Raw genomic sequence first — 24,737 nt, 5'->3', positions numbered from 1 at the left:
GCAGCAAAACAGGAGAATCATTTTATGAGCGCATCACCACGCGTTGTCATCATTGGAGCCGGAATCGTCGGCACCAACCTTGCCGATGAACTCGCTACCCGGGGCTGGACCAACATCACAGTGGTGGAACAGGGGCCGTTGGAGCTGGCGGGCGGCTCCACCTCGCACGCGCCGGGGCTGGTTTTCCAGACCAACCCGTCCAAGACCATGACTGAATTCGCCAGCTACACGGTGGACAAGCTGCTCTCGCTCACCGCCGATGGGGTGTCCTGCTTCAACCAGGTGGGCGGACTTGAACTGGCCACCACCGAGGCGCGGCTGGCGGACCTTCACCGCAAGCTCGGCTACGCCACCTCCTGGGGCATTGAGGGCCGGATCATCGACGCCGACGAGTGCGAGAAGCACTATCCGCTGCTGAACACCGGCGCGCTCGCGGACGGGCGCCGCATCCTCGGCGGACTTTACGTCCCTTCCGACGGCCTGGCCACGGCGGCCCGCGCGGTGCAGCTGCTGATCGCGAAGGCGCGTGCAGCCGGCGTGACCTTCCGCGGTTCCACTGCGGTGACCGGAACCGAGCAGTCAGGCGGCAAGGTCACCGGCGTCGAAACGGCCGACGGCGTGATCCCGGCGGACATTGTGGTGTCCTGCGCCGGATTCTGGGGACGCGAACTCGGCAAGATGGTGGGCCTGAAGGTTCCGCTGTTGCCGCTGGCCCACCAGTACGTCAAGACCACCCCGTTGGACGGTCTGCGGGGTGTGAACGATCTGCCCAACGGAGCCAGCAAGCCGATCCTGCGTTACCAGGACCGCGACCTGTACTTCCGCGAGCACGGCAACCGGATCGGCATCGGCAGCTACGCCCACAAGCCCATGCCTGTGGATATGGACCGGCTGCCCCACATCGGTGCCGAGGAAATGTCCGATCACCTGATGCCGTCCCGCCTGGACTTCACTTTGGAAGACTTCTCGCCCGCCTGGGAGGACTGCCAGGACCTGCTGCCGGCCCTGCGCAAAACGCGGATCGACGACGGCTTCAACGGCATCTTCTCCTTCACCCCCGACGGCGGCCCGTTGATGGGTGAGGCGCCCGATCTTGCCGGCTTCTTTGTGGCCGAAGCCGTCTGGGTCACCCACTCCGCTGGCGTGGCCAGGGCCATGGCCGAGTTGCTGATCGAGGGCCAGTCCCGCACTGACCTGCACGGCTGCGAGCTGACCCGCTTCGAGGAAGTCCAGACGTCCGATCAGTACGTCAGCGAAACCTCCCAGCAAAACTTCGTGGAAATCTATGACATCCTGCACCCGCTCCAGCCCAGGGAATCCCCACGGGACCTGCGGGTCAGCCCGTTCAATGTCCGTCAGAAGGAGCTTGGCGCGTTCTTCCTGGAGTCCGCGGGCTGGGAGCGTCCCCACTGGTTTGAGGCCAACCGCGGCCTCCTTGCTGAGCTTCCGGCAGAATGGCAGGCGCCAGAGCGCGACGAGTGGTCCGCCATGTTCTCTTCCCCCATTTCCGCGGCCGAGGCGTGGAAGACGCGCACCGCCGTCGGACTCTACGACATGACGCCGCTCAAGCGGCTGTCCGTCACGGGTCCCGGCGCCATGGCGCTGCTGCACCGGCTCAGCACGGGCAACATCACCAAAAAGCCCGGTGCTGTGACGTACTGCCTGCTGCTGGCGGACGACGGCGGCATCCGCAGCGATGTGACCGTGGCGCGTCTGGGGGAGGAAGATTTCCAGCTGGGCGTGAACAGCAACGTGGACTTTGACTACTTGCGTGTGGAGGCCCGGAAGCAGTCGGCCGCGGATCCTGCCCAGTGGGTCCATGTCACCGACATCACCGGGAGCACCTGCTGCATCGGGCTGTGGGGGCCGCTGGCGCGTGAAGTGATGGGCAAGGTCAGCAGCGACGACCTGACCAACGACGGCCTCAAGTACTTCCGGACCAAGCAAATCTCGGTGGGCGGCATCCCCGTCACGGCCATGCGGCTTTCTTATGTAGGCGAGCTCGGCTGGGAGCTGTACACCACGGCCGAGTACGGGCTCAAGCTCTGGGACCTGCTGTTCGAGGCGGGCCGCGAGCACGGCATCATCGCGGCCGGGCGCGGTGCATTCAACAGCATGCGGCTTGAGAAGGGCTACCGGCTGTGGGGCACGGACATGACCTCCGAGCACCACCCCTACGAGTCCGGCCTGGGCTTCTCGGTGGCCAAGGACAAGACCGCCTTTGTGGGCGCTGAGGCGTTGGTTGCCCGGAAGGAGGAGCCTGCCACCCGCGCACTGCGGTGCCTGACGGTCGACGACGGGACGTCCATCGTGCTGGGCAAGGAACCGGTGTACGTGGACGGTTCTGCGGTTGGTTACGTCACCAGCGCCGCTTACGGCTACTCCGTCCGAAAGCCGATCGCCTACGCCTGGCTGCCGGCTGCCGTTTCGGTCGGGGATTCGGTGGAGGTGGAGTACTTCGGGAAGCGAATTGCCGCCACCGTCACGGCCGAGCCACTGTTCGATCCGGGCATGGAGCGGCTGCGCGGCTGAGCTGCTCTCTTAGGGGAGCGCGGGTGGACCGGGGCCCGCTGGCCGACAGTTCCCGGTTTTCACGCGTGCTCTCTTAATTGTCAGACCCACCTGTGATGATGAATTCATGGGAACAAGCGCGGTGGTGGCGGAGGCTTTGGCGGCGATCAATGCCGGTTTCGCTGTGCTTGCCGCCGTGGTCACCGAGGCCCGTGTGGGAGCGGATTCCGGGGCGGATTCCCTTGCGGATGCCGGGACGGATTCCGGTGCTGATTCCGGGCCGGCTTCCGGCTCGGAATCCGGTGCTGATCCGGCGGCTTGCCTGGCCGAGGATTGCCTGGAGATCCTCGCCGGGATCGCGGGATCGGAGCCCAGGTTGGCCGCCGTGAAGGCCCTCGCCGCGGCGAAATACGTGGAAACCGCGGCGTTGATCGCCGGTCCCAGCACCGCGCCCGGGGACGCTGCAGGGCAGGAAATGGCGGTCCGGGCAGAAATCGCCTGCGTCCTGACCATCGGCGAGCGTGCCGCCGGTGCCCTGCTGGGCCAGGCACAGATGCTCACCACCGCCCTGCCGCTGACCCTGGCCGCCCTCCAGGCCGGGACCATCTCCTGGCAGCACGCCCGGGTCATGGTGGACGAAGCCGCCACCCTCGACCCCGATGGTGCTGCCGGGCTGGAAGCGCACTTCCTGGACCCCGGCCCGGACACCCCGGACCGGGCCCGGGCCTGCCCTGCAGGACAAATGCCGGCGTTCCGGTTCCGGTCCAAGGCCCGGACCTGGCGCGAACGCCACCACACCGAGAGCATCGAGGAACGCCACGCCAAGGCCGTCCTGGACCGCAGGGTCGAATACACCCCGGACCAGGACGGGATGGCCTGGATCTCCGCCCATCTCCCGGCCCACCAGGCCGCAGCGATCTGGAACCGGACCACCGCCATCTCCCGCGGCCTGCAGGGCCCCGGGGAATCCCGCACCCTCACCCAACTCCGCGCCGACACGTTCGCCGCCGCACTCCTGACCACCGGCACCCCGCACACCACCGGCACCCCGCACACCACCGGGAAAGTGTCCGGCACCTGGGAAGAGTCCGGCGCCGGGGAAGGCCATGATCCGGGCAGGGTCCCCACCCCGCGGGCGCAGGTCCTGGTCACGGTGTCGGTGTTCGCCCTGCTCGGTGCCACCGATGAACCCGCGATGCTCGACGGGTACGGGCCGATCCCGGCCTCGATGGCCAGGGAACTGGTCGCCAACGGGGCCGAGTCCTTCTACCGGGTCCTCGTTGACCCCCGCTACGGGGCACCGCTGGAGATCGGCCGGACCAGCTACCGGCTCACCAAAGCCATGAAACACGCCCTTCACCTCCGCGACGGCAGATGCACCTTCCCCGGCTGCAACAACCAGTCCCTGGACAACGACACCGACCACCTCACCGCCTGGGCCCACGGCGGAACCACCGGCATCAGCAACATTTCGCAGCTCTGTCCCAAACACCATCAGCTCAAACACGGCAGCGGCTGGACACCCACCGCCGCCGCCAGAAACCAATCCCCCGGCTGGACCTCACCCACCGGCAGGCATTACACAGCCGAACCCCACGACTGGGAACCACCCCACTGGCCCCCACAACCCCAAACACAACAAAAACCCACACCCGGTCCCGGACACCCTGACCTCATCCACACCGGCATCTCCCTCGGAGAAGACGGTATCGAACGGTTCCTCCACGCCGCCGTCTAGAACAGGCAGAGCCCCGACTCCCCGGCTAGGACCATCAGAGACGGAATCGCCACGCCCGGAAGCCGTGCCGACCAAGGCGTCATCCCGGACCTAATGGTCCTTGGATCAGTCATCGAAAGATAGCTCCGTCATAGAAAGATGGACGCTGGGCTGCGGATATGGGGCATAGGGAAATAGCGGGACAGCGCTCAGCAGCATGGGCAGGAGTGGCGGGATCGCTGCTCGTAGCGGGGCTACGCATTTGCCGGTGCCTTACAGGTTCTGGTGTGGAATCCCCACACGATGGCGCTACCCGTGATGTACTTTGATGCTGCCCATGGTTGCCGGGGGCCGGAACGGGGTAGAACTAAGTCATGACGACGTCGCCCCTGGTCCTTGGCCCCATGATGAGATACGTCGATGAGACCTCAGCCAGTATTTGGGTGGAAACCCGCAGCGACTCCCACGTCACAGTCAGGGCCGGCCACCGGAGCTGGGCGGCCCGCACCTTCGCCGTGCACGGTCATCACTACGCCTTGGTGGAGGCGGGCGGGCTGGAGCCGGGTACCGTACTGCCCTACACCTTAGAAATCGACGGGACTCAGTGTTGGCCCGAATCCGCATCCGAGTTTCCGCCGCCGGTAATCGCGGCGCTCAAGCCGGGCAAACCGCTGCGCATGGCCTACGGCTCCTGCCGCACCAGTGTGCCGCACGACGAATCCGGTAACCGGACCCACGGGGTCGATTCACTCCGCGCCTTCGCCCTGGGGATGGCCTCCGGCGATGAGCTCCCGTGGCCGGATCTGGTGGCCTTTCTCGGGGATCAGGTATACGCCGACCTGACCAGCGAACAGATGCAGGAGTTCATTCGGGCCCGGCGGGATATTGATGCGCCGCCGGGGGAGGAGCTCAAGGACTACGAGGAATACGCCCACCTTTACTTCCTGGCCTGGTCCGACCCGGCGAACAGGTGGCTGCTGTCCACCCTGCCCAGTGCAATGATCTTTGATGACCACGACATCCGCGATGACTGGAACACGTCCCTGAGCTGGAAAAAGGAAATGGAGGCCACCTCCTGGTGGCACGGGCGGATCGTCGCGGGGCTGGCCTCGTACTGGGTATACCAGCACCTGGGAAACCTGTCACCGCAGGAGCGCGACGCTGATCCCATCTGGCAGCAGATCGCCGGCCACACGGGGGGAACCGAACTGGACCTCAGTGCGGCGCTGGATACTTTCGCGGACCGGGCTGACCAGGAACCGGAATCGTACCGGTGGAGCTACTGCCGGGATATCGGCGATACCCGGCTGATTGTGGTGGATTCGCGCGCCGCCAGGAACCTGGACCCGGACAACCGTGCCCTGCTCGACAAGGATGAAATGGCCTGGCTCAACGGCCGGATGCGGGGCGATTGCCGAAACCTGCTCATAGCCACGTCACTTCCGTTCCTGCTGCCAATGGGCCTGCACTACGTGGAATCCTGGGATGAGGCCATATCCCAAGGCGCATGGGGAAACCGTGCCGCCAGAGCCGGGGAGAAGGTCCGCCAAGCGGTGGACCTCGAACACTGGGGCGCCTTCCAGGACAGCTTCCATCAGGTGGCGGACATGGTCACCGAGGTCGCCGACGGCAAACGCGGCACCGCCCCGGAAACCATCATGTTCCTCTCCGGGGACGTCCACTATTCCTACGTCGCGGAGGTGGAGCGAGCTGCCGGGAGCCGCATCATGCAGGCCGTATGCTCGCCGATCCGCAACCCCCTGCCCCGCTTGATGAGGTCCTTCGCTGCCATCATGTCCTACGGCGTGGCCGCGCCGATCGGTGCCCTGGTGGCACACTCAGCGAAGGTGCCGGACCCGCCCTTCCGCTGGAAGGGGGTCAAAGGGCCGTGGTTCACCAACAACCTGGCCTGCCTCGAAGTTGCCCCGGAGGGGCTGAAACTGTGGTGGCAGACCGGCGTGGTCAGCGGCGGTGACGAGATGCACCCCACACTCGAACGGGTAGCATCCCTTACTGTGGCTCCGCGGAACTCCCAGCAGCGTGCGGCACAAACCGGACGAACATAGCCTTAAATCCAGGGGTGTTGGATTCCCGGGCCACGTTCTCCTTGTGCACCAGCGCGTTGGCCTCGGGGAAGTACGCGGCGGCGCAGCCCTTCGCCGTCGGGTAGGCCACCAACCGGAACTTGTCCGCCTGCCGGTCATGGCCGCGGAAGGTGCTCACCACGTCCACGAAGTCCCGGTCCTGGAACCCGAGTTCGGTCAGGTCTTCCGGGTGGATCAGGATTACGCGGCGCCCGCCGGAGATCCCGCGGTAGCGGTCGTCCAGGCCGTAAAACGTGGTGTTGTACTGGTCGTGGCTGCGAATGGTCTGAAGCACCAGGTGTCCGTCGGGTGGCGTCAGGTATTCCAGCGGGCTGACCGTGAAGCGCCCGCGTCCGATGTCCGTCTTGAAGGAACGGGTGTCGCGCGGCGGGTTGGGGAGCACGAAGCCATTCTTGGCCCGGATCCGGGCGTTGAAGTCCTCGAAGCCCGGGATGACGCGTGAGATGTGGTCCCTGACCACGTCGTAGTCCGCTGCCATGGCCTTCCAATCCACGGCACTGCCGTCACCAAAGGTGGCATCGGCCATGCGCGCGATGATCACCGGCTCTGCGAGGAGATGCTCGGAGACCGGGGTCAGCCGGCCCTGGGTCGAGTGGACCACGGACATGGAGTCCTCTACGGACAGGAACTGGGCGCCGTTCGGGTGCTTGTCGTCCTTGTCCGTCCGGCCCAGCGTGGGCAGGATAAGCGAGGTGCGTCCGTGCACAATGTGGGAGCGGTTCGGCTTGGTGGAGACGTGTACGGTCAGTCCGATCCGCTGCATCCCGGCTTCCAGGGCTGCCGTGTCAGAGCAGGCGAGCGAGAAGTTGCCGCCCATGGACACGAAAACGTCCACCTCGTCACGCTCGAACGCCTCCATGGCTTCCACGGCATCAAAGCCGTGATGACGCGGCGAGGTGATCCCGAACTCCGTGTCCAAAGCCCCAAGGAGCCACTCCTTGGGCTTCTCCCATATGCCCATTGTCCTGTCGCCCTGGACGTTGGAGTGCCCGCGGACGGGGCAGGCGCCGGCGCCGGTCTTGCCGAAATTCCCCTGCAGAAGCAGGACGTTGACCATTTCCTTGATGGTGTCGACGGAGTGCGGCTGCTGCGTGACGCCAAGCGCCCAACAGAAGATGGTGGCCTTGGACCGGATCAGCATCCCGGCCACATCCTCGATCTGCTTCCGCGCCAGACCCGTCGCCTTCTCGGTCTCAGCCCAGTCCAGCTCGCGGCGGGCAACGCTATACGCGTCGAACCCGTCCGTTTGCGCGTCAATGAAGGAACGGTCGACGACGGTGCCCGGGTTGCGCTCTTCCTCCGCCAGGAGGAGGTGGCCCAGTGCCTGGAACAGCGCCAGGTCGCCGCCCACTTTGATCTGCAGGTACTCGTCGGCCAGCGGCGTCCCGCCGCCCACCACTCCGGAAACGGTCTGTGGGTCCTTGAAGTTGAACAGCCCGGCCTCGGGGAGCGGGTTGACCGCCACCACCTTGCCGCCCTTGTCCTTGCATTCCTTCAGGGCTGAGAGCATCCGGGGATGGTTGGTGCCGGGGTTCTGGCCCACCACGAAGATGAGCTCCGAATCGTGGATGTCCTCCAAGGACACGGTGCCTTTGCCGATGCCGATGGTCGGGTTCAGCGCCGAGCCCGAGGACTCATGGCACATGTTGGAGCAGTCCGGCAGGTTGTTGGTGCCCAGGGCCCGCGCGAACAGCTGGTACATAAAGGCCGTCTCATTGGCGGTGCGGCCGGAGGTGTAGAAGACGCAGCGATCCGGCGTCGAGGCCCGGATGTGCTCGCCGATCAGGGCGAAGGCCTCCGCCCAGGAGATCGGCGAGTAGTGGGTGTCGCCCTCGCGGATGACCACCGGTTCACTGAGCCGGCCCTGGTTGCCCAGCCAGTACTCGGTCTTCCCGGCCAGCTCGGCGATGGAGTGTTTCGCCCAGAACCCGGCCCCGACTGTCCGAAGGGTGTTCTCCTCGGCCACGGCCTTTGCGCCGTTCTCGCAGAATTCGGCCACCTTACGCTTGGTAGCCGATTCCGGCCAAGCACAGCCGGGGCAGTCGAATCCGCCCTGCTGGTTCAGCCGCAACAGTGATTGGGCCGTGCGGGTCACTCCGGCCTGTGCCACGGCGCGCTCCAGGGCCACCATCACAGCCTTGACGCCAGCAGCCTTGGTTTTGGGCTGGTGGACTTCAAGCTCATCCTCGTTGATGTCCGCCACGGGGGCGGGCTGCTTGCCGAACTTCACTGAACCGACCTTCATTGGACTACTTTCACTCGACCGTGACCACGGGGGGACTTGATTGCGTATTACACAACAAGGTGCGCATGACGCGTGCTCGAAATATGTCAGTCACTGCCGGGCGAGTCAATAGATCGCGCCAGAACTGCGCCCCGCCGTTTCCGATCGTGCGGACAGCCACTGTTGCCACTGTGCAACACGATTCCTTCCCACGCAACTAGCCGTGAGCCTATCGATGTCCGAGCGAACCTGGCGATGGCCGGCGATGCAAGGCCGCACATACAGACCAATATTTACGAAATGGGTCTTGACTGTGTTGCAGCTCACCCCTAGTCTGATGCAACAGCGTTGCGCTGATTGCAACCCCAACACAACTTGGTGGATACATGAGTAACGAAACTTCGTCTCCCGCTCTTGCGGGAAAACCCGGCACGGAGCCGCATGGCACCCATGGCGGTACCCGGGCCGGCCGCAGCACGCTGAGCGGCCAGAATTTTGAGCCTGCTGACAACGGTGTCAGCAAGGAAACCCGCCGCAGGGTTATTGCGGCAAGCTTCATCGGCAACTTCGTTGAATGGTTTGATTACGCCGTCTACGGCTATTTGGCCGTCACGATCGCCACAGTCTTTTTCCCCGAATCAGATCCCCAGACCGGGCTTCTGCTGACCTTCGCCCTGTTCGCCATTTCGTTCCTGGTCCGCCCGCTCGGCGGATTCGTCTGGGGCCACATTGGTGACAGGGTGGGCCGCCGGACGGCTCTGTCTCTGTCCATCCTGATCATGTCCGGAGCGACCTTCTGCATCGCACTGATCCCGGGCTACGACACGATCGGTATCTGGGCCCCGGTCCTGCTGCTGATCATCAGGGTTATCCAGGGCTTCTCGGCCTCCGGCGAATATGCCGGAGCCTCGGCCTTCCTCGTCGAATACGCACCGGCCAACAAACGCGGCCTGTACGCGGCAGTGGTTCCGGCCAGCACCGCTGCGGGCCTGCTCCTCGGCTCCCTGATCGCGGGCCTGCTGACAGTCCTGCTCACGTCCGATGCGATGCAGAGCTGGGGATGGCGCCTGCCGTTCCTGCTGGCTGCTCCGATGGGACTGATTGGCCGGTACATCCGGACCAAGCTCGAAGACACCCCGGTGTTCCGCGAAATGGCGAAGGAGGACCAGGCCGTCAAGGCTCCGGTATCCAGCCTTTTCAAGAACCACTGGCGGCAACTGCTGCTGGCCGTCGGCGCCGTGCTGCTCAACGCCGTTGGGTTCTACGTGATCCTCAGCTACATGCCCACCTACCTGTCCTCCGAGCTGGGACTGGGCGAAACCGAATCATTCCTGGCCACCACCATCGCGCTGGTCACCTACATCGGGTTCATCTTCCTCACCGGGATGCTCTCGGACCGGTACGGCCGCAAGAAGGTGCTTATCAGCGCCTCTATTGCGTTCATCGTGCTGACGGTGCCCGCGTTCGCGCTGCTGGGAACCGGTAACTTCCTGGTCATCGTCCTGGTCCAGATCCTGCTGGGGGCCATGCTCACCCTCAACGACGGGACGCTCCCCAGCTTCCTGGCCGAAATGTTCCCCACCAGGGTCCGTTACAGCGGCTTTGCGGTCAGCTTCAACCTCTCCAACGCCCTGTTCGGCGGCACGGCCCCGTTTATGGCGACGCTGCTGATCGCCGCCACCGCCAACGATCTGGCTCCGGCCTGGTACCTGGTGGGCGCGGCAATCATCTCGCTGATCGCCGTCGCGCTTTCCCGGGAAACCTGCAAAGAACCGCTGCGCCACGAATAACCCACAACCTTTCCCCACTTCCTTCGTCAAGTAACTGCACTAAGAAAGGCACCACCACAATGACCACCACAGCATCCGAGAACGCAACGTCCGTCTCCGAACTTGAGCGGGTCAAGTTCCTCAAGAACGGCGAGAAAGTCAGCCTCACGTTCTCAGACACCGAGTTCGAGCGTCGTCTCGCCGGCCTCCGCCGCATCATGGCAGAGAAGGAACTCGACGCCGTCGTCCTGACCAGCTACCACTCCATCAAGTACTACTCCGACTTCCTCTTCACCACCTTCGGCCGTTCCTACGCCATGGTGGTCACCAAGGATGACAACGTCACCGTCACCGCCAACATCGACGCCGGGATGCCTTGGCGCCGCAGCTACGGTGACAACATCATCTACACGGACTGGCGCCGCGACAACTACATCTTCGCCATCCAGGAAGTCCTCCGCACCCGCGGCATCAACCCGCGCCGCCTCGGCGTCGAGGATGACTCGCTGCCGCTGGACAACCGCAACAAGATCCAGGCAGCCTTCGCCGGCGCAACCCTGGTGGACGTGGCCCAGGCGGCGATGCGCCAGCGCATGATCAAGTCCGCCGAGGAGATCGAGGTCATCAAGCACGGTGCACGGATCGGCGACCTGGGCGGCGAAGCCATCCGCAATGCCATCACCGCCGGGATCACCGAGTACGAGGTGGCCCTGATCGGCACCGAGGCCATGGTCCACGAGATCGCCCGGACCTTCCCGAACTCCGAAATCCGCGACACCTGGGTGTGGTTCCAGTCCGGCATTAACACCGACGGCGCCCACAACTGGGCCACCACCCGCAAGATCCAGGAACACGACATCCTGTCCCTGAACTGCTTCCCCATGACCTCCGGTTACTACACCGCCCTGGAACGCACCCTGTTCTACGGCGAACCGGACGCCCGCTCCCTGGAGCTGTGGAACATCAACGTCGAGGTCCACAAGCGTGGCCTGGAACTCATCAAGCCCGGTGCGGTCTGCAAGGACATCGCGGCGGAGCTCAACGAGATCTACGTTGGCCACGGGCTGCTCGCCAACCGGACGTTCGGCTACGGACACTCCTTCGGCGTCCTGAGCCACTACTACGGCCGGGAAGCCGGGCTGGAGCTCCGCGAGGACATCGACACCGTCCTGGAGCAGGGCATGGTGGTCTCCATGGAACCGATGATCACCGTCCTGGACGGCCAGCCGGGAGCCGGCGGCTACCGCGAACACGACATCCTGGTGGTGGGCGAGGACGGCGCGGAGAACATCACCAAGTTCCCGTTCGGTCCTGAATACAACATCATCGGAGCCTGACCCGCTCCACGGCGAAAGCTGCCGGCGGCGCCGCACCCAGTGCGGCGCCGCTTTCGGCTGACAATCGCTTTCGGCTGACATGCGGAATGATAGTGAGCACCATGACCACACCAGACTCCAGTGATACCAACGCCAAGAGTGACACCAAAGGTGCCTCCGTCATCGTCAATGCCATTGCGGTCCTGCGCTCCTTCACGGCGGACGAACCGCTGCTGGGGGTCACCGAGATCGCCAATCGGGTGGGCATGCACAAGAGTACGGTGTCCCGGATACTGGCAACCTTCGAACAGGAAGGCCTCGTGGAGCGGGATCCGGACACGCGCCGCTTCCGCCTGGGACTGGGGCTGATCGCCGTCGCAGGTCCACTCCTGGCTGAGCTGGAGGAGCGCCGCGTTGCCTACCCTGTCCTGCGCGAGCTCACGGAGCGGACCGGCGAAACCAGCGCTCTCATGATGTGGGAGGGCAACGAGTCCATCTGCGTGGAGCAGATCGCCAGCCGTCACCAGATCAAGCACACCGCGCCGCTCGGGGCGCGGTACAACGATGCCCTGAGTTCCTCCGTCCAGGTGTTCCTGGCCACCGAACCTGAGGAGCGGGTCCGTTCCCTCCTGCTCAGCGGCGCGATCGCCTACCCCGGGCTGGATGAGTCCAGCCTCGAGGACTACCTGCGCCGCCTGAAGGAAGATTCCAGCCGCGGATGGGCCATTAACTACGGGGAGTCGTCGCTGGATGAGGTGGGTGTTGCTGCCCCGGTCTACGACCACCGCGGCGACGTCGTTGCAGCCGTCCTCATCCCGGCACCACGGTTCCGGGTCTCCCAGGAACGCCTGCAAAGCCTAGGCGAATCGTGTGCCGCAGCTGCAGACAAAGTCACCGCGCGCCTCGGCGGCCATGCGCCGGCGACCCGGCGCGGCGAAAGCTGAGCCCCGTGAAACCCTCTCTCACTTAACGCGGAAAAAGCAGCGACCCTCTCGCACCAGTGAGAGAGCGTCGGGCGGAAACCTGCAGTAAGTGAGAGAGCGTCGGTGCGGGCTAGAGGGCGTCAGGCGGGATCCTCGGGCCCCGGGGCATCGGCCGGCGGATTGTCGGTGCCGAACTCGTCGGAGTAGGGGGCACGGTGGCCGGACTTGCCTGAGAAGAGCTCGTTGGCGGCCATAGCCAGCAGGTCCCGCTGCAATTCGGGGAGGGAAAGGAGGCCCTGCAGGTACGCCTCAACCTCGTACTCGCCCACCGATCCGCCGATGCCGAAATAGTACAGCCACAGATCACCCGTGCTGATCTGCGCTGCTGACAACGCCGCCTGCAGCCTGCTGCGTTGCTCGGGTTCGCTGCTATCGAAACCCATCACTTCTGCCTCTGTCCGGGGCGGATGTGACGCCGGCCAGGATTGCGGCGCTTACCTCCCTGAGTGTGCTGTGGGTCAAGCGGGTCTCCTGCATGAGGAGCTGAAGCGCCTGATCCTGCGTCAGTGTGTGGCGCTCCATGAGTACGCCGCACGCCCGGTTGATCAGGTCCCTGCTGTACAGGGCGGCCTGGAGGCTTTCGCTGATGCGTTCCGGAATTTCCGCGGTCTGGATGTGCGAGAGGAGGGTTGCCGCCGGCGAGGCAAAAAGTTCCATGAGCGCCGCCGTGGAATCCTCAAACGCCCCCGGGCCGGCAGCGTAAATCTTCATGGCACCGATGCCCTGCCCGTCCGCGATGAGGGGGGCACTGATCACTGACCGGATGGACAGGTCCCGGACGGCTGAACTCCAGCCAGGCCAGCGTGGGTCTGCAGCAATATCGTGCACAAGCACGCTTTCCTGGGTAGCCCACGCCGTAAGGCACGGCCCTTGCCCCAACTGGTACTGGAGGGCGTCTGCCCGTTCCACGATCGCGTCCGTGAAGCCGGAGCTGACGGGCCGGGCCTGGGAGTCGAGGATGGAGACGCCCGCGCCTATGGTTCCCGGGATTGATTCCTTGACGGCGCGGGAGAGGAGCTGCACGGCGTGGTCCACTTTTTCTTCGGTCAGAAGCAGCCCCATGATCCTGCCAATGACAGAGGAAAGCTCGTCCAGGGGATACTTCCTGATCATACGTTTGCCTCCGGCCATTTCCGCTCGACCCGTCCCCGGGGGCCGTTTCACCCGGTATCGACCGTTCATTTACTTCAGATAAAGACTATCGCTTGTGGTGGACTGCTACTCCGCCGGGCACGAATTCCATGCATGGCGCTATTCGGCGTAAGTGGTGGATATTTCCTGCTCGCCCGATATTGAAAAAATTATTGCGGCGGCGAGTTCCCTCAGCTTGATGTTCCGGTGGCTGGAGGTTTTGACCAGGATCTGGAATGCCGCGTCACGGCTGCACCGGTTCTGCGCCATGATGGCGCCAATGGCGGTGTCAATAACGGTGCGGGACTTCATTGCCGCCGTGAGGTCGTCGCGGGCATCGCGCAAATGTGCGATGTTCAGTGCGAGGTCCAAGGCCTTGGCTGAGATGCCGGTGAGGCCTTCCGCTTCATCGGTGCCCTCCGGAGAGAAACCGTGCGCTGTGGGCGAGTAAAGATTCACTACGGCCTGCGCCTGGTTTTGGAGGTGCATCGGAACGGCAAGGATGGACCCGATCTTCGCTTTGCTGGCGGCGCGGAGGTACTTGGGCCAGCGGCTGTCAGAGCCCGTGTCCGGCACAGAGACCACGGTCGCTGACCGGAGGGCCGTCAGGCAGGGGCCGTCGCCAACGCTGTTCTGGAGTTCGTCCAGGCTTTGCGCCTGGCGGTCACTGCTTGCCACGGCGGCCGGCCTCTTATGCCTGACCACTGTGATGCCACAGGAGATGCGGTTCCCATCCCGCGAGAGCCGCCCGGCGATGATCGTTGCCATCTCGGTCAGGAAATTGCGCACGTCCGAGCTTTCCAGGACGAGGTCCTGGAGGAGGAGCATGAAGTCCTGCAGTCCCGTTCCGGCCTGCTCAAGGCCGCCGGCGGGTGTTTCGCGGATTTCTACGTTGTCCGACATGGCAGCTCCTTTATGCTCCGTCCGCCGTGATCTCCTCGATTGCAGTGTGGATAAGATCCATCTGCAGGCGAGGCAATTCCATCATCTCGTGAAGATAGGCGTCCAGCACCAGCTCGTCAGCATTTCCGCCGATGCCGTAATAGTAGGTCCACAATCCGGTCAGATTGAGGTTCCCGTTCCGGTAGCACGTTGCGGCGAGGTTACGCGGGTCGGGCACTTCGCCCGGCTGCTGAATCCCCAGAATGCGGTCGTCTTCCATGTCATGCCTTTTTGTTGATCTCCCCGCCGGGGGCTATGCCGGGGATGTCCGAGGTGTTCTTCAGGATGTCCTGGGCGATGTCGTGCAGGCGGCGGTTGCTGCTGCGCGAGGCAAGATGCAGGAGCCGCACGGCATCTTCGCGTCCGCAGCGGTTGTGCACCATGATCAGGGACACCGCGGCATCCACAATTGCCCGCGACTGCAGAGCGGACCGCAAATGCTCAGGGTAGACGTCTGTTGGATGCACACGCATCGCAAGACGAAGAATCCTTGACAGGGACGCCGCATGCTCTTCAACGGCGGCCACCGTTCCGGGATCGAAGGTGCCCGCGAGGGTGGAATAACAGTTGAGCGCGGAGCGGGAGCCGTTGTCCGACTTGATGGGGACGGCCAGGACGGTCCGTATACCTTCGTCCGCAACAGCCCGTGCGTACCAGCCCCAGCGCTCATCGGATTGGAGGTCAGGGATCAGGACCGTGTGCTGCTGCCGGAGCGCGGTCAGGCAGGGGCCGTCGTCATAGGCGTATTGGCGCTCATCCAAGGCCCGCGCCGCCTCGGTACTGCTGGCCACCGTGGCTGGCCCGGCTTCCCGTTCCACGGTGATGGCGCACAGCAGGGGTGTTTCGCCGCCCAGGAGGGACGCGGAAATGGCTGTGAGTCCCAGCAGGAATTCCGTGAACCCGGGGCTCTCCAGCAGAAGATCCTGGAGCTGCTCGGCAGTGGGGAGAGGATCGTTGGCGGCCATGCGGCCTCAATTCCGTGCAACGTCGGGTCATATCGCCCCGGCTGGCGGCTGTGCGCTCTATGCGCGCGCGGCCCGAATATTCAACCCCGGACCGTGACATGCCACCCGAAATCTCCTACTACTGACATTACGCTTAACCGGCCTTCCCGCGGGGGTTCCGTCAGACATTGCTGACCGCCTGTTCCCTTCAGGCGGCAGAATCCGCAGGCAGGGTGAAATGGTGTCTGCAAACTTGTCCAATACGCACGCTGTAGGCTCGGCACATGGCTGATCTGCGGCGTCGGACGTTTGTCTTCCGCACGCTGGTTGGCGCGGCCGCCGCGGCGGCCGTTGGAACTCTCGGCGCCGCGTGTTCGTCCGGCGCCGGACGGGAAGGTGCCGCCGGCGGCGGCGCCAAGGGGGATGCAGTGAAGCGGCACAAGTACCAGTACGGCGAGGACGCGAGCCAGTGGGGCGAGCTCTTTCTGCCGGACCTGCCCGACGGCGGTGAGCACCGCGGCGTGGTGGTGGTGATCCATGGCGGCTACTGGCGCTCGCAGTACGGGGCAGAGCTGGGGGAGCCGCTCGCCAAGGACCTGGCCGCGCACGGCATGGCCGCCTGGAACCTTGAATACCGCCGGGCCGGAAACGGCGGCGGTTGGCCGAACACGTTCGCGGACGTTCTTGCCGGTATTGATAAACTCGGCGATCTCGCGGCCACGCACGCTTTGAACCTTGGCCCGGTCGTGGCTCTGGGCCATTCGGCCGGCGGGCATCTGGCTGCCTGGGCGGCGGGCAGGGGCAAGCTCGCCCAGCTGGGAATTCCCGATGTCGACCGCCAGCTCCTGCGGAAATCGGACGGCTCGGCGGTGCACCTGACAGGTGTGGTCAGCCAGTCGGGACTGCTCAACCTCGCCGGGGCAGAGCAGCTGAACCTCAGCAACGGTGCCGTGAGCAACCTGCTGGGCGGATCGTCGTCGAAATATCCGCTCCGTTACAAATACACGGACCCCATGACCGCCCTTCCGCTGCCCGTGCCGGTCTACGCCGTTCATGGGTCCGATGACGACACCGTTCCGCTGAGCCAGTCCGAGTCATATGTCAACGCCGCTGCGGGTGCCCGGATGGATACAAAGTTAGTTATGGTCCCGGGCGATCACTACGCCCTCATTGATCCGAAAATGCCGGCCTACCGGACGTGCCGTGAGCTGGTCCGGTCGCTTCTGGGCTAGGTTTCGCGGCAAACAGAAAGACCCGGAGACGTGGTCTCCGGGTCTTTCTCAGCCGTCCGTCAAGGTTGTTGTGGCCGGACCGGCCGGCTGCTTGGGATTAGCCTTCCTTACCGCGGACCCGTGACCTCCAGGCGGTCCCATCCACGGAGATCGCCGCCTGCGTTGAAGAGGACGAACCGGTTGTCTCCGGGTCGCGTTCCTTCCGGCGTCGTCACCGGTACCGTGCCATCCTCCAATGCTTGGTACCAGCCGAGGCCGCCCTCGTTGAAGTACACGTAAACCCATTGGCCAGGCTCGAGATTGGTCAGGGTCACCTGGGATGAGCCGCGGGGGAACTTCTTGCTACCCAGCCCGAAGTCGATTTCATTGAGCTCAGTGAGCGCCTTTTTCTGAGCGGGTTCTGGTGTGGAGGTCGGTTTCGGGTAGTACGTTTCTGCCGTCAACCGCTCCCCGTCGACGTACTTGATGCTCGCTACCGGCGGTGCTGCCATGTCCGTGCCGAGGAAGAAGCTCGGCCACGGGGGCTGGTTGTAGGACGTGTTCTGCCATGCCACACCGGTCCGGTACTGGGAGTCATGCATGAGCGTCGGCAGCCGCGTTTCGGTGACGTCGACGGTCGTGTACAGGCGCATCGCGCTGTAATCCTGAAGCGGCCAAACCAGCTCCTCGCGCCAGTCCCCGAGAAGGTCCGCCTGGATCATGGGAGCCGCCTTGGTGCCGTCGACCGACCACAGTTCGTCGTCCCGCAGGATGATGTCGGTGGTCTTGGTCTCCGTATTCCACTTGCGGATCACAGGGATGCCGCGCTGCGTTGTTGTGTTGAACTCGGTCACATCGGGTATCTCGCGGAGGAGGTCACCGTCCCACCACGAGGTGAACAGTGCTGGCGGGATCGCCGTGGAGATCAGTTCGCCTGCCGCGGATTTCATGGTGCCGGTGGGGGAGTTGTAGACGTCGCCGCCGATGGCCCAGGTTTCATTGCCCGGGTAGTTCGGGTCGATGTCGCCCGCGGAGGCGCGTCCGGTGTCTTCGGAGGCCGGCGTCGAGTAGAGCACCTCGCCGGTCTCAGCGTCCCTCAACGCCGAACCGATGCCACCGTTGTGCGGGATGTCCTCGAGGGCCCCAAAGATCTCCAGGCCGGGGCGTGCCGGATCGTGGTCCGCTACATGCAGGGCGTCACCGTGATACAGACGTGAGTTGTACAGGGGCTTTCCGTTGTCGTCGATGGTCATCGCGCCGAAGACGATCTCGTCCTGGCCATCGCGGTCGACGTCGGCAGCGGCGAGGTTGTGATTGCCCTGGCCTTCGTACTCCTTGCCCCAGTCGTTGCTGTCGAAGACCCACCGCGACTGCAGTTTGCCGTCCACCAGGTCCCATGCACCGATGACGGTGCGGGTGTAGTAGCCGCGGCTCATGATGAGGCTTGGGTGCACGCCGTCCAGGTACGCCGTCGCGCCGAGGAAGCGGTCCACGCGGTTGCCGTAGGCGTCGCCCCAGTCAGCCACATTGCCGCGCTGCGGAATGAACTCCACGGTGTCGATTTCGGCGCCGGTGAGGCCGTCGAAGACCGAGAGCCACTCCGGTCCGGAGAGGACGCGGCCAGTTGCATCGCGGTGATCGGCGTTCGGGTCACCCAGTACATGCCCGGTGCCGTCGACGACGCCGTCGGACGTCTTGAAGGAAATCTCGGCCCGTCCGTCGCTGTCGTAGTCGAAGACCTGGAATTGCGTGTAGTGAGCGCCCGCGCGGATGTTGCGGCCCAGGTCGATGCGCCAGAGCTGCGTGCCGTCGAGCTTGTAGGCGTCGAGGTACTGGCTCTGCGTGAAACCGGCGACCGAGTTGTCCGGGAAGTTGGCCGGGTTCCAGGAGAACACGATCTCGTAAGTGCCGTCGCCGTCGAGGTCGCCGACGCTCGCGTCGGCAGCGCGGTAGCCTTCGCCCGGCGACTTGATCGGGATGTCAAGGTACTGCTCCGCCCGCGGCTGGAACTCCTCGGTGACCGAGATCTCCCGGTCGCCGTCAATCGCGGTCACGACGTAGCGCGAATCGGCAGTGCCCTGGGGGTCGACAAAGTTTGTCGCACCGGTTATGGGTTCCGGCGTGATCCGCACGTCGTCGCGGTAGATGTTGAATCCGAGCTGCCGGTCATCTCCGCCGAGGAGACGCCAGCCGAGGTAGACGCCGCCGTCGACTACGACACCGACGGGAGCACGGTCGAGAAACTCCATGTCGCGGACGAGCGTGGTGGTTACCGCGGTGCTCAGCGTCGCTGAGGGGGCCGAGTAGCCGCCGCTGTTCACGGCCACGATGCGGTAAAGGTACGGGCGGGTGGTCAGGACGTCAGAGTCCGTCCACGTCGGCTCGGTGGTGGTTCCCACAAGCGTGAACGGGATGTCTTCGCGGGTGGTCCGGTAGATGCGCCACCGCTGCACGGCGTCGTCATCGTCCCAACTCATCGTGAGCTCGCGTTCCGCAATCGAGGGGACCGCGAGGCCGGTGGGTGCCGCCGGCGCCGAAACGCCGGCGTCGATCACCTGCACAGCGAGGGCTTCGCTCCGTTCCGACTGGCGTTCACCGGAAATCGCGCGAACCGCATAACTGTAGGGCTCACCGACCTCCACGTTCTCATCGAGGTAGAGCGGCTCGGTCGTCGTTCCCACTGATTCAAGTGGGGTCGTCTCGGTCGAGCGGTAGATCTCGTAGCTCGTCGCGCCGTCCACCGCGCCCCACGTCAAGGAGACGCTCGGGTTCTCCGAGGTATCGACAGCGGAGGTCAGTGAAGCCGGGACGGCAACGGGTGCCTGCACCAGCAGGCCGTTGATCCGTCCGTCACGTGCTCCAAGTACGTTCAACCGGCCGTCGGAGACCTGGACGGTGGTCACGTGCTTGTCCAGGGCGCCGAGGGCGGTCTTGCTCGTGTACTTCACGCCCTCGACGGTGAAGTCGGTCGTGTTGCCGGTGGTCAGGTCACCGCTCCACGTTGTCACCTCATACGTTCCGTTGGGCAGGTCGACAGCGAACTCCCACGCACCGTTGACAAAGTCGCGCTCCATTGACGTGCCCGTGCCGGTGCGGTCTCGGAAGCTTGTTCCGCCCGAGAGGAATCCGTAGCCGGCCGAGGACGAGTATTTACTACCCGCTGCCACCTGGGTCCAGCCCGCCTCGACCGGCGAGGTGGGCCCGCCGAAATCGAACTTCAGGGCAGGCTCTGCCGCATACGTCGCAGCCGGGACTGAAATGAACGCGGCACCCAGGGCGACAGCAGTCAAGACTGCGCTGCCTGACCTGCCAATTCTGCTTTTTCGTTTCACACTCATGTGATCTCCATTATTGGGGGGACCGCTCCGAACGCCGGCAAGGAGGTGGCGGCGTTCGGAGCGGTTGTATTGAGGGGATGGTGCTTGGTATTTAGCGCTGGCCGAAGTTGTGGGTCCAGGTAGCGTCCGCACCGTCGGCAACTGCGAAGTACGGCTTGGGAACCGCCGCAACTGTCACCGCTGTGCCTGGTGCCTTATGCCCACCGGCTGACACCTTCTCACCGTTGATGTAGTAGTCGACATCCTTGCTCGGCGGCACCACAATCAGGCCGCTCGCGTCAATGAACTTGGGTTCCTTCGGCGTTACCGGCGACGTGAGGATTGGTACGGTCGACCAATCGGTGTCGCTCGCGAGGTAGAAGCCAACCTGGGTGGGATAGTTGTAGACGGTGTTCTGGCGGGCGATCTCGGCGCGGTACTGCTTGTCGTGCATCAAGGTAGTGAGCTTGTGGGTTGTTACCTCGGTACTCGTGTAGATGCGCATCTTCGTTGAGTCTTCGGTGCGGATGAGAAGCTCTTCGCGCCAGTCGCCAAGGATGTCAGCGACGAGCGGCGGATTGCCTGCGGTGTCCTCTTCGGTCAGCAGGGTGCCCCGCTCCCAGTCGACAATGCGTTTGGCACCGTCCCGGTCTCCTGAGATCGTCTGGGTGGTGGGCTCAGCGGCGAAATGAATGGTGGCATCCACCAGATCCGGCTTCTTGGCCGAGAGGATCTCGCCCTTTGCGCTGAGCAAACCGCTGGCGGTGGTACCCGCTGGCATCGACGCCCATACCTCGAGGCCGGGTACGTCTGTCCGAACATCGCCCACCAGGCCGTTACCGGTGTCCTTGCCGGAATACGCACCGAACAGCACCTCACCCGTTGCAGCGTCGCGCATGGCGGCACCGTAGGGGGCGTTTTTCGCACTCTCATGTACCGAGAAGATCTCCAGTCCGGGCCGGCTTGGATCGATGTCCGTCACGTACATGCCGTCACCGTGGCCGAGTTTCGCCAGTGTTCCCGGCGCGGCGCTTCCTTCGGGAAGCGTGGCGTAGGAGCTGTACAGAACGCTGCCGTCGTCATCCAGTGTGGCGGAGCCGTAGACGATTTCGTGCTTTCCGTCGCCGTCGACGTCTGCCGCACTGAGCGAGTGGAAGCCCTGGGAAGACATGGTGCCCCACTCCGGATCGGTCCCTTCCCGGCCGTGCGGGGTGTCCTTGAACGGATTGGTCAGGGGCACGTGGCCACTGTCGACGAACCAGCGCTCCTTCAGCGATTTGCCGTCCCAGTCGTACGTCACCATCGTCATGCGCGTGTAGTATCCGCGGGCGAAGACAGCCGATGGGCGCTTGCCGTCCAGGTAGGCGACACCGGCGATGAAGCGGTCCACCCGGTTGCCCGGCTCGATGACGCCGTATGCGTAGTCACCCCACAACAGGCCGTCGTCACCGCGGCCCGGCTTGTACGGGATGGTCTGCAATTCCTTGCCCGAGGCGCTGTCGAACACGGTCAGGTACTCGGGGCCGTCGAGGATGAAGCCCTCAAACTGACGCAGCAGGTTTCTCGGGCTGCGGGAAGGCGCGTACACGTCGATGAAGTAGTCGGCCAGTTCCACGGCGCTCTGCTCGGAGAGCGGGTATTCGTGGGTCACCGGAATGCCGAGCGACTCCTCAACGGTGGCTGGCCAGTTTCCGGCCTTCACCTCAGGATGCTCGCTCCAGCCCTGCAGCATCGACACCAGGTGCGCGTGGTAACCGTCTGCGCTGAGCCGGTAATCATCGGTGTGGGCATATCCCGCGTCAAGATCGGACTTGGGCATCGTCACGTAGCCCTCGTTTGCGACGGAGCCGTCGGCGTTGTAGCCGGTGGACTTCGTGCCGGGAGCGGTCTTCAGCATGGTTTCGGAACGGCCGTCGCCGTCGAAGTCGTAGACCATGAACTGCGTGTAGTGCTGGCCTGCCCGGATGTTCGGGCCGAGGTCGAGGCGGTTGAGGAGCGTTCCGTCGAGCTCGTAGGTATCGACGTAGACAGTGCCGGTGTAGCCCTTCTGCGATACGTCCTTCTGGTTCGAGGGGTTCCAAAGCACAACGAGCTCGTAGGCGCCGTCGCCGTCGACGTCAGCTGGTGAGGCATCAAAGGCGTGGTAGGTGAATGCCTCGCCAGTGGGCGTGACACCGTCGGCGGGCTTCTTCAGCGGCACGTCGTGGTAGCCGTTTTGCCACGCAGTAACCGGGGCACTGGCCTCCAGTTCGACGCCGCTCACCACCGCGGCGACGGTGTAGCTGGAAGTCGGTGTTCCCTCAAGGTCCGCAAAGTTGGTGCTGTCGGTTACGGTCGCGATTGCCTGGCCGTCGCGGTAAACGGTGAAATCGGGACCGGCAAGGCCGGTCGCCGTGGCGCCCGTTGCCTCCGAGCCCAGCAGGCGCCAGCTCAGGAAGACCCCCTCGTCAGTGCTTACAGCTACCAGGCCGCGATCAAGCTGCTCAAGTTGGAATGGTGCGTCGGCTTTGTGTCCACGGGCATCGGATACGGGTCCGACGGCGGGGGAGGAGTTCGAGGGGACGGCAGGCAGTGCCACTCCGGCGAGCATCACCCCCGCCGTCAGCAACGCAGGGATCAGTTTTCGTGCACGATTCATCGTTGAATCCTTTTCTGGATCACGTCGTAGTCGGGACGGCGATTTCTGGCCATGCGGCGCTCGGTGCCGTGACGGGTCACACATTCGGAGACCGTGACCGGTCACGGAAAACACTAAGTAGGTTTGCTGTCTGTGTCAACGAAAGATTCTGGAGACCCTTCGGGTCAGGCGGATTCCCGCCAGAGGACCGCGGGTGTGACGGCGCGCGTGATTGACGCCGATGGCATGGGCTCGCTGGCAAAGAGTTCAGCAAGGATGGAAGCCGCTTCGGCCGCTACAGCGTGAGTCTCCAGGGACAGGGTGGTGAGGGTAGGGCTGATCGCTTCGCCCAGGGCGATTCCGTCGATCCCGACGATCCGGACCGTCCCGGGCACGTCAACTCCCAAAGTATGCGCTCCCTGCACAGCTCCCATCGCCATGAGGTCGTTGAACGCAAGGACTGTGTCGATTTCAGGATCCTCAGCCAGCAGCCTCTTGAAGCCGTTCGCGCCTCCGGCGATCGTTTCGGGTTCGGTGACCACCAGGCACGGTGCTCCGACTGCTTCCTCGAAGAAGCTGCGGCGCGGTGACCCGGCGGTGACTCCCTCGGAGTTTGTTATTGCGGCATCAATCATTGCGAAACGCCGGGCACCTTTTGCCCTGAGTCCGGCGACCAGATCGGTGATGCCCGTCCGGAAGTCGAGTTCTACCGAATGCACCCCGGGTATCGTTGCCCGCTGTTCGAGCTGGACAATGGGAACGCCCCTTGCTGCCGCTGCAAACTCCTCCTGCGGCCTGACGAAGTAGCCGATAATGGCATCGGCTTGCGATGCCATTGATCGGACCGCTTCGGCCTCGCCCTGCTCAGCGGTGCCAACAACAACCTGCCAGTCGCGACGCCGAAGTTCAGTGATGAAAGCGTCGGCAAGCTGTGCGTAGTAAGGGTTGAGGAACGTCCGTACGATCAGGCCGACCGCGTGGGTCCTTTGCCGGGAGAGATCGATGGCGAAGCGGTTTGGCCGGTACCCAAGTTCCTCAACAGTGCGCATGACGCGCTGCCGCGTAGCCTCACTGATCTCGGGCATCTCATTGATCGCTCGGGTGACCGTCTGGCGCGATACGCCGGCGGCACGGGCAACATCGCGGATTGTCACCCGGCTCGGCGGCGTGCCGCCCACCGCAGGCGCGGTCACGGATTGCCCGCGATGAATTTGTGGCGAAGCGGCTGCATTGAGGCCCATCGCTGCTCAGCCGGCCGGAAATTGCACATGAGCAAACTATAGTCGGGCACGTTTCCGGTTGGGTGCACGCTCTGCAGCAACCCCTCTTCGGCATCATTGACATTGCCACGGGGCCTATTTACTATTACGTGACCGGTCACGGCTTAAACCACGTGACCGGTCACGGCAGAACTTTGGAGAGTGCCGGTGCGAGAGCACCAGGTTTCGCTTGCGAATGCTCCAGCACTTGAAAAACGCCCGGCAGTCGGGCCGCCCAAATTTACGTACTCGAGCAAGGAGGCTCTCATGATCAACAGAAGAAATTTCCTCACCACGGTGGCTGTCGGCACGGCATCTGCGGCGGCTTTGGCGGCATGTGGAACCGGGTCCAGCTCCACCAGCGGCGGAGCCACGGGATCGGCGGAGAACCCGGTCACCCTTAACTACACCTGGTGGGGCAACGATGACCGCGCTACCCGGACGCGGAAGGCCATTGAGCTCTTCGAGGCCAAGAACAAAGACATCAAGGTCAACGGCAACTTCACCGACTTTGCCGGCTACTGGCAGAAGCGGGCCACCGAGGCTGCCGGCGGCGGTCTCCCGGACGTCATGCAGTGGGACCTCTCCTACCTCCGTGACTACGGCCAGCGCAACCAGCTCCTGGACCTGGGTACAGTCAAGATCAACACGGACGCCTTCGAGAAATCGCTGCTGCCTTCCGGCCAGATCA

General features: G+C 64.2%; 17 protein-coding genes. 8 read left to right on the top strand and 9 right to left on the bottom strand.

Features of this window, described 5'->3' with window-relative positions; all coding sequences use genetic code 11:
* Positions 1-24 precede the first annotated feature (24 nt).
* From ACP7AX_RS14710 to ACP7AX_RS14700, 3 genes are all read left to right on the top strand, one after another.
* Entirely contained in the window at positions 25-2,532 is a 2,508-nt protein-coding gene (locus ACP7AX_RS14710) for a GcvT family protein (protein WP_426227344.1), read from the top strand.
* Between the two features lie 106 nt (positions 2,533-2,638).
* On the top strand, positions 2,639-4,249 hold the full coding sequence (locus ACP7AX_RS14705; protein ID WP_426227342.1) for a DUF222 domain-containing protein: 1,611 nt from the start codon (positions 2,639-2,641) through the stop codon (positions 4,247-4,249).
* A gap of 353 nt (positions 4,250-4,602) precedes the next feature.
* Positions 4,603-6,294: an alkaline phosphatase D family protein gene (locus tag ACP7AX_RS14700; protein WP_426227340.1), complete on the top strand. Its 1,692-nt coding sequence runs from the start codon at positions 4,603-4,605 to the stop codon at positions 6,292-6,294.
* Here ACP7AX_RS14700 and ACP7AX_RS14695 read toward each other — a convergent pair.
* Complete coding sequence (locus ACP7AX_RS14695) at positions 6,239-8,578, bottom strand: FdhF/YdeP family oxidoreductase (RefSeq protein ID WP_426227338.1); 2,340 nt, start codon at positions 8,576-8,578, stop codon at positions 6,239-6,241. The two genes, ACP7AX_RS14700 and ACP7AX_RS14695, sit on opposite strands and share 56 nt — an antisense overlap.
* Before the next feature lie 365 nt (positions 8,579-8,943).
* Here ACP7AX_RS14695 and ACP7AX_RS14690 point away from each other — a divergent pair, with 365 nt between their 5' ends.
* From ACP7AX_RS14690 to ACP7AX_RS14680, 3 genes are all read left to right on the top strand, one after another.
* A complete protein-coding gene (locus ACP7AX_RS14690; protein WP_426227336.1) occupies positions 8,944-10,347 on the top strand; it encodes an MFS transporter in 1,404 nt (467 codons plus the stop codon).
* A gap of 59 nt (positions 10,348-10,406) precedes the next feature.
* Positions 10,407-11,663, top strand: a complete 1,257-nt coding sequence (locus ACP7AX_RS14685) for an aminopeptidase P family protein (RefSeq protein WP_426227334.1) — start codon at positions 10,407-10,409, stop codon at positions 11,661-11,663.
* Between the two features lie 101 nt (positions 11,664-11,764).
* Positions 11,765-12,586 (top strand): IclR family transcriptional regulator, encoded by an 822-nt coding sequence (locus tag ACP7AX_RS14680; protein WP_426227332.1) that lies wholly within the window; start codon positions 11,765-11,767, stop codon positions 12,584-12,586.
* A gap of 119 nt (positions 12,587-12,705) precedes the next feature.
* Here the strand turns inward: ACP7AX_RS14680 and ACP7AX_RS14675 are convergent, their stop codons facing one another.
* The 5 genes from ACP7AX_RS14675 to ACP7AX_RS14655 form a co-directional block, all read right to left on the bottom strand.
* The gene (locus ACP7AX_RS14675) at positions 12,706-13,008 is read right to left on the bottom strand and encodes a hypothetical protein (RefSeq protein WP_131684273.1); all 303 of its coding nucleotides are present in this window, start codon (positions 13,006-13,008) and stop codon (positions 12,706-12,708) included.
* Positions 12,995-13,738, bottom strand: coding sequence for a GAF domain-containing protein (locus ACP7AX_RS14670; RefSeq protein WP_131684274.1), 744 nt, complete (start codon positions 13,736-13,738; stop codon positions 12,995-12,997). The genes ACP7AX_RS14675 and ACP7AX_RS14670 overlap by 14 nt, the downstream gene beginning before the upstream one ends.
* Positions 13,739-13,876: 138 nt before the next feature.
* Positions 13,877-14,659 (bottom strand): ANTAR domain-containing protein, encoded by a 783-nt coding sequence (locus tag ACP7AX_RS14665; RefSeq protein WP_131684275.1) that lies wholly within the window; start codon positions 14,657-14,659, stop codon positions 13,877-13,879.
* A gap of 10 nt (positions 14,660-14,669) precedes the next feature.
* Positions 14,670-14,918 (bottom strand): hypothetical protein, encoded by a 249-nt coding sequence (locus ACP7AX_RS14660; protein WP_131684276.1) that lies wholly within the window; start codon positions 14,916-14,918, stop codon positions 14,670-14,672.
* Between the two features lies 1 nt (position 14,919).
* A complete protein-coding gene (locus ACP7AX_RS14655; RefSeq protein ID WP_131684277.1) occupies positions 14,920-15,663 on the bottom strand; it encodes an ANTAR domain-containing protein in 744 nt (247 codons plus the stop codon).
* Positions 15,664-16,070: 407 nt separating this feature from the next.
* Here ACP7AX_RS14655 and ACP7AX_RS14650 point away from each other — a divergent pair, with 407 nt between their 5' ends.
* Entirely contained in the window at positions 16,071-16,874 is an 804-nt protein-coding gene (locus ACP7AX_RS14650) for a serine aminopeptidase domain-containing protein (RefSeq protein WP_131684327.1), read from the top strand.
* 107 nt (positions 16,875-16,981) lie between these two features.
* Here the strand turns inward: ACP7AX_RS14650 and ACP7AX_RS14645 are convergent, their stop codons facing one another.
* The 3 genes from ACP7AX_RS14645 to ACP7AX_RS14635 form a co-directional block, all read right to left on the bottom strand.
* Positions 16,982-20,143, bottom strand: coding sequence for a hypothetical protein (locus ACP7AX_RS14645; RefSeq protein ID WP_426227327.1), 3,162 nt, complete (start codon positions 20,141-20,143; stop codon positions 16,982-16,984).
* A 139-nt stretch (positions 20,144-20,282) separates the two neighbouring features.
* Positions 20,283-22,808: a rhamnogalacturonan lyase gene (locus tag ACP7AX_RS14640; RefSeq protein WP_426227325.1), complete on the bottom strand. Its 2,526-nt coding sequence runs from the start codon at positions 22,806-22,808 to the stop codon at positions 20,283-20,285.
* Positions 22,809-22,972: 164 nt separating this feature from the next.
* Positions 22,973-23,980 carry a LacI family DNA-binding transcriptional regulator gene (locus tag ACP7AX_RS14635; protein WP_426227323.1) on the bottom strand — a complete coding sequence of 336 codons (1,008 nt, stop codon included), beginning with the start codon at positions 23,978-23,980 and terminating at the stop codon, positions 22,973-22,975.
* A 333-nt stretch (positions 23,981-24,313) separates the two neighbouring features.
* On the opposite strand from ACP7AX_RS14635, the gene ACP7AX_RS14630 reads away from it, so the two are divergent.
* Positions 24,314-24,737: extracellular solute-binding protein (locus tag ACP7AX_RS14630; protein ID WP_426227321.1), on the top strand; the 424-nt coding region annotated here is incomplete at its 3' end.

The sequence above is a fragment of the Pseudarthrobacter sp. DSP2-3-2b1 genome (genome assembly GCF_049895945.1).
In the GTDB taxonomy this organism is placed as follows: Bacteria; Actinomycetota; Actinomycetes; order Actinomycetales; family Micrococcaceae; genus Arthrobacter.
This window is presented reverse-complemented; position numbering and strand designations above follow the sequence as displayed.

What these genes read in the sequence shown, in the direction of transcription:
- ACP7AX_RS14710 (WP_426227344.1), top strand. Translation starts at nt 25, where the DNA reads ATGAGCGCATCACCACGCGTTGTCATCATTGGAGCCGGAATCGTCGGC.
- ACP7AX_RS14705 (WP_426227342.1), top strand. Translation starts at nt 2,639, where the DNA reads ATGGGAACAAGCGCGGTGGTGGCGGAGGCTTTGGCGGCGATCAATGCC.
- ACP7AX_RS14700 (WP_426227340.1), top strand. Translation starts at nt 4,603, where the DNA reads ATGACGACGTCGCCCCTGGTCCTTGGCCCCATGATGAGATACGTCGAT.
- ACP7AX_RS14695 (WP_426227338.1), bottom strand. Translation starts at nt 8,578, where the DNA reads ATGAAGGTCGGTTCAGTGAAGTTCGGCAAGCAGCCCGCCCCCGTGGCG.
- ACP7AX_RS14690 (WP_426227336.1), top strand. Translation starts at nt 8,944, where the DNA reads ATGAGTAACGAAACTTCGTCTCCCGCTCTTGCGGGAAAACCCGGCACG.
- ACP7AX_RS14685 (WP_426227334.1), top strand. Translation starts at nt 10,407, where the DNA reads ATGACCACCACAGCATCCGAGAACGCAACGTCCGTCTCCGAACTTGAG.
- ACP7AX_RS14680 (WP_426227332.1), top strand. Translation starts at nt 11,765, where the DNA reads ATGACCACACCAGACTCCAGTGATACCAACGCCAAGAGTGACACCAAA.
- ACP7AX_RS14675 (WP_131684273.1), bottom strand. Translation starts at nt 13,008, where the DNA reads ATGGGTTTCGATAGCAGCGAACCCGAGCAACGCAGCAGGCTGCAGGCG.
- ACP7AX_RS14670 (WP_131684274.1), bottom strand. Translation starts at nt 13,738, where the DNA reads ATGATCAGGAAGTATCCCCTGGACGAGCTTTCCTCTGTCATTGGCAGG.
- ACP7AX_RS14665 (WP_131684275.1), bottom strand. Translation starts at nt 14,659, where the DNA reads ATGTCGGACAACGTAGAAATCCGCGAAACACCCGCCGGCGGCCTTGAG.
- ACP7AX_RS14660 (WP_131684276.1), bottom strand. Translation starts at nt 14,918, where the DNA reads ATGGAAGACGACCGCATTCTGGGGATTCAGCAGCCGGGCGAAGTGCCC.
- ACP7AX_RS14655 (WP_131684277.1), bottom strand. Translation starts at nt 15,663, where the DNA reads ATGGCCGCCAACGATCCTCTCCCCACTGCCGAGCAGCTCCAGGATCTT.
- ACP7AX_RS14640 (WP_426227325.1), bottom strand. Translation starts at nt 22,808, where the DNA reads ATGAATCGTGCACGAAAACTGATCCCTGCGTTGCTGACGGCGGGGGTG.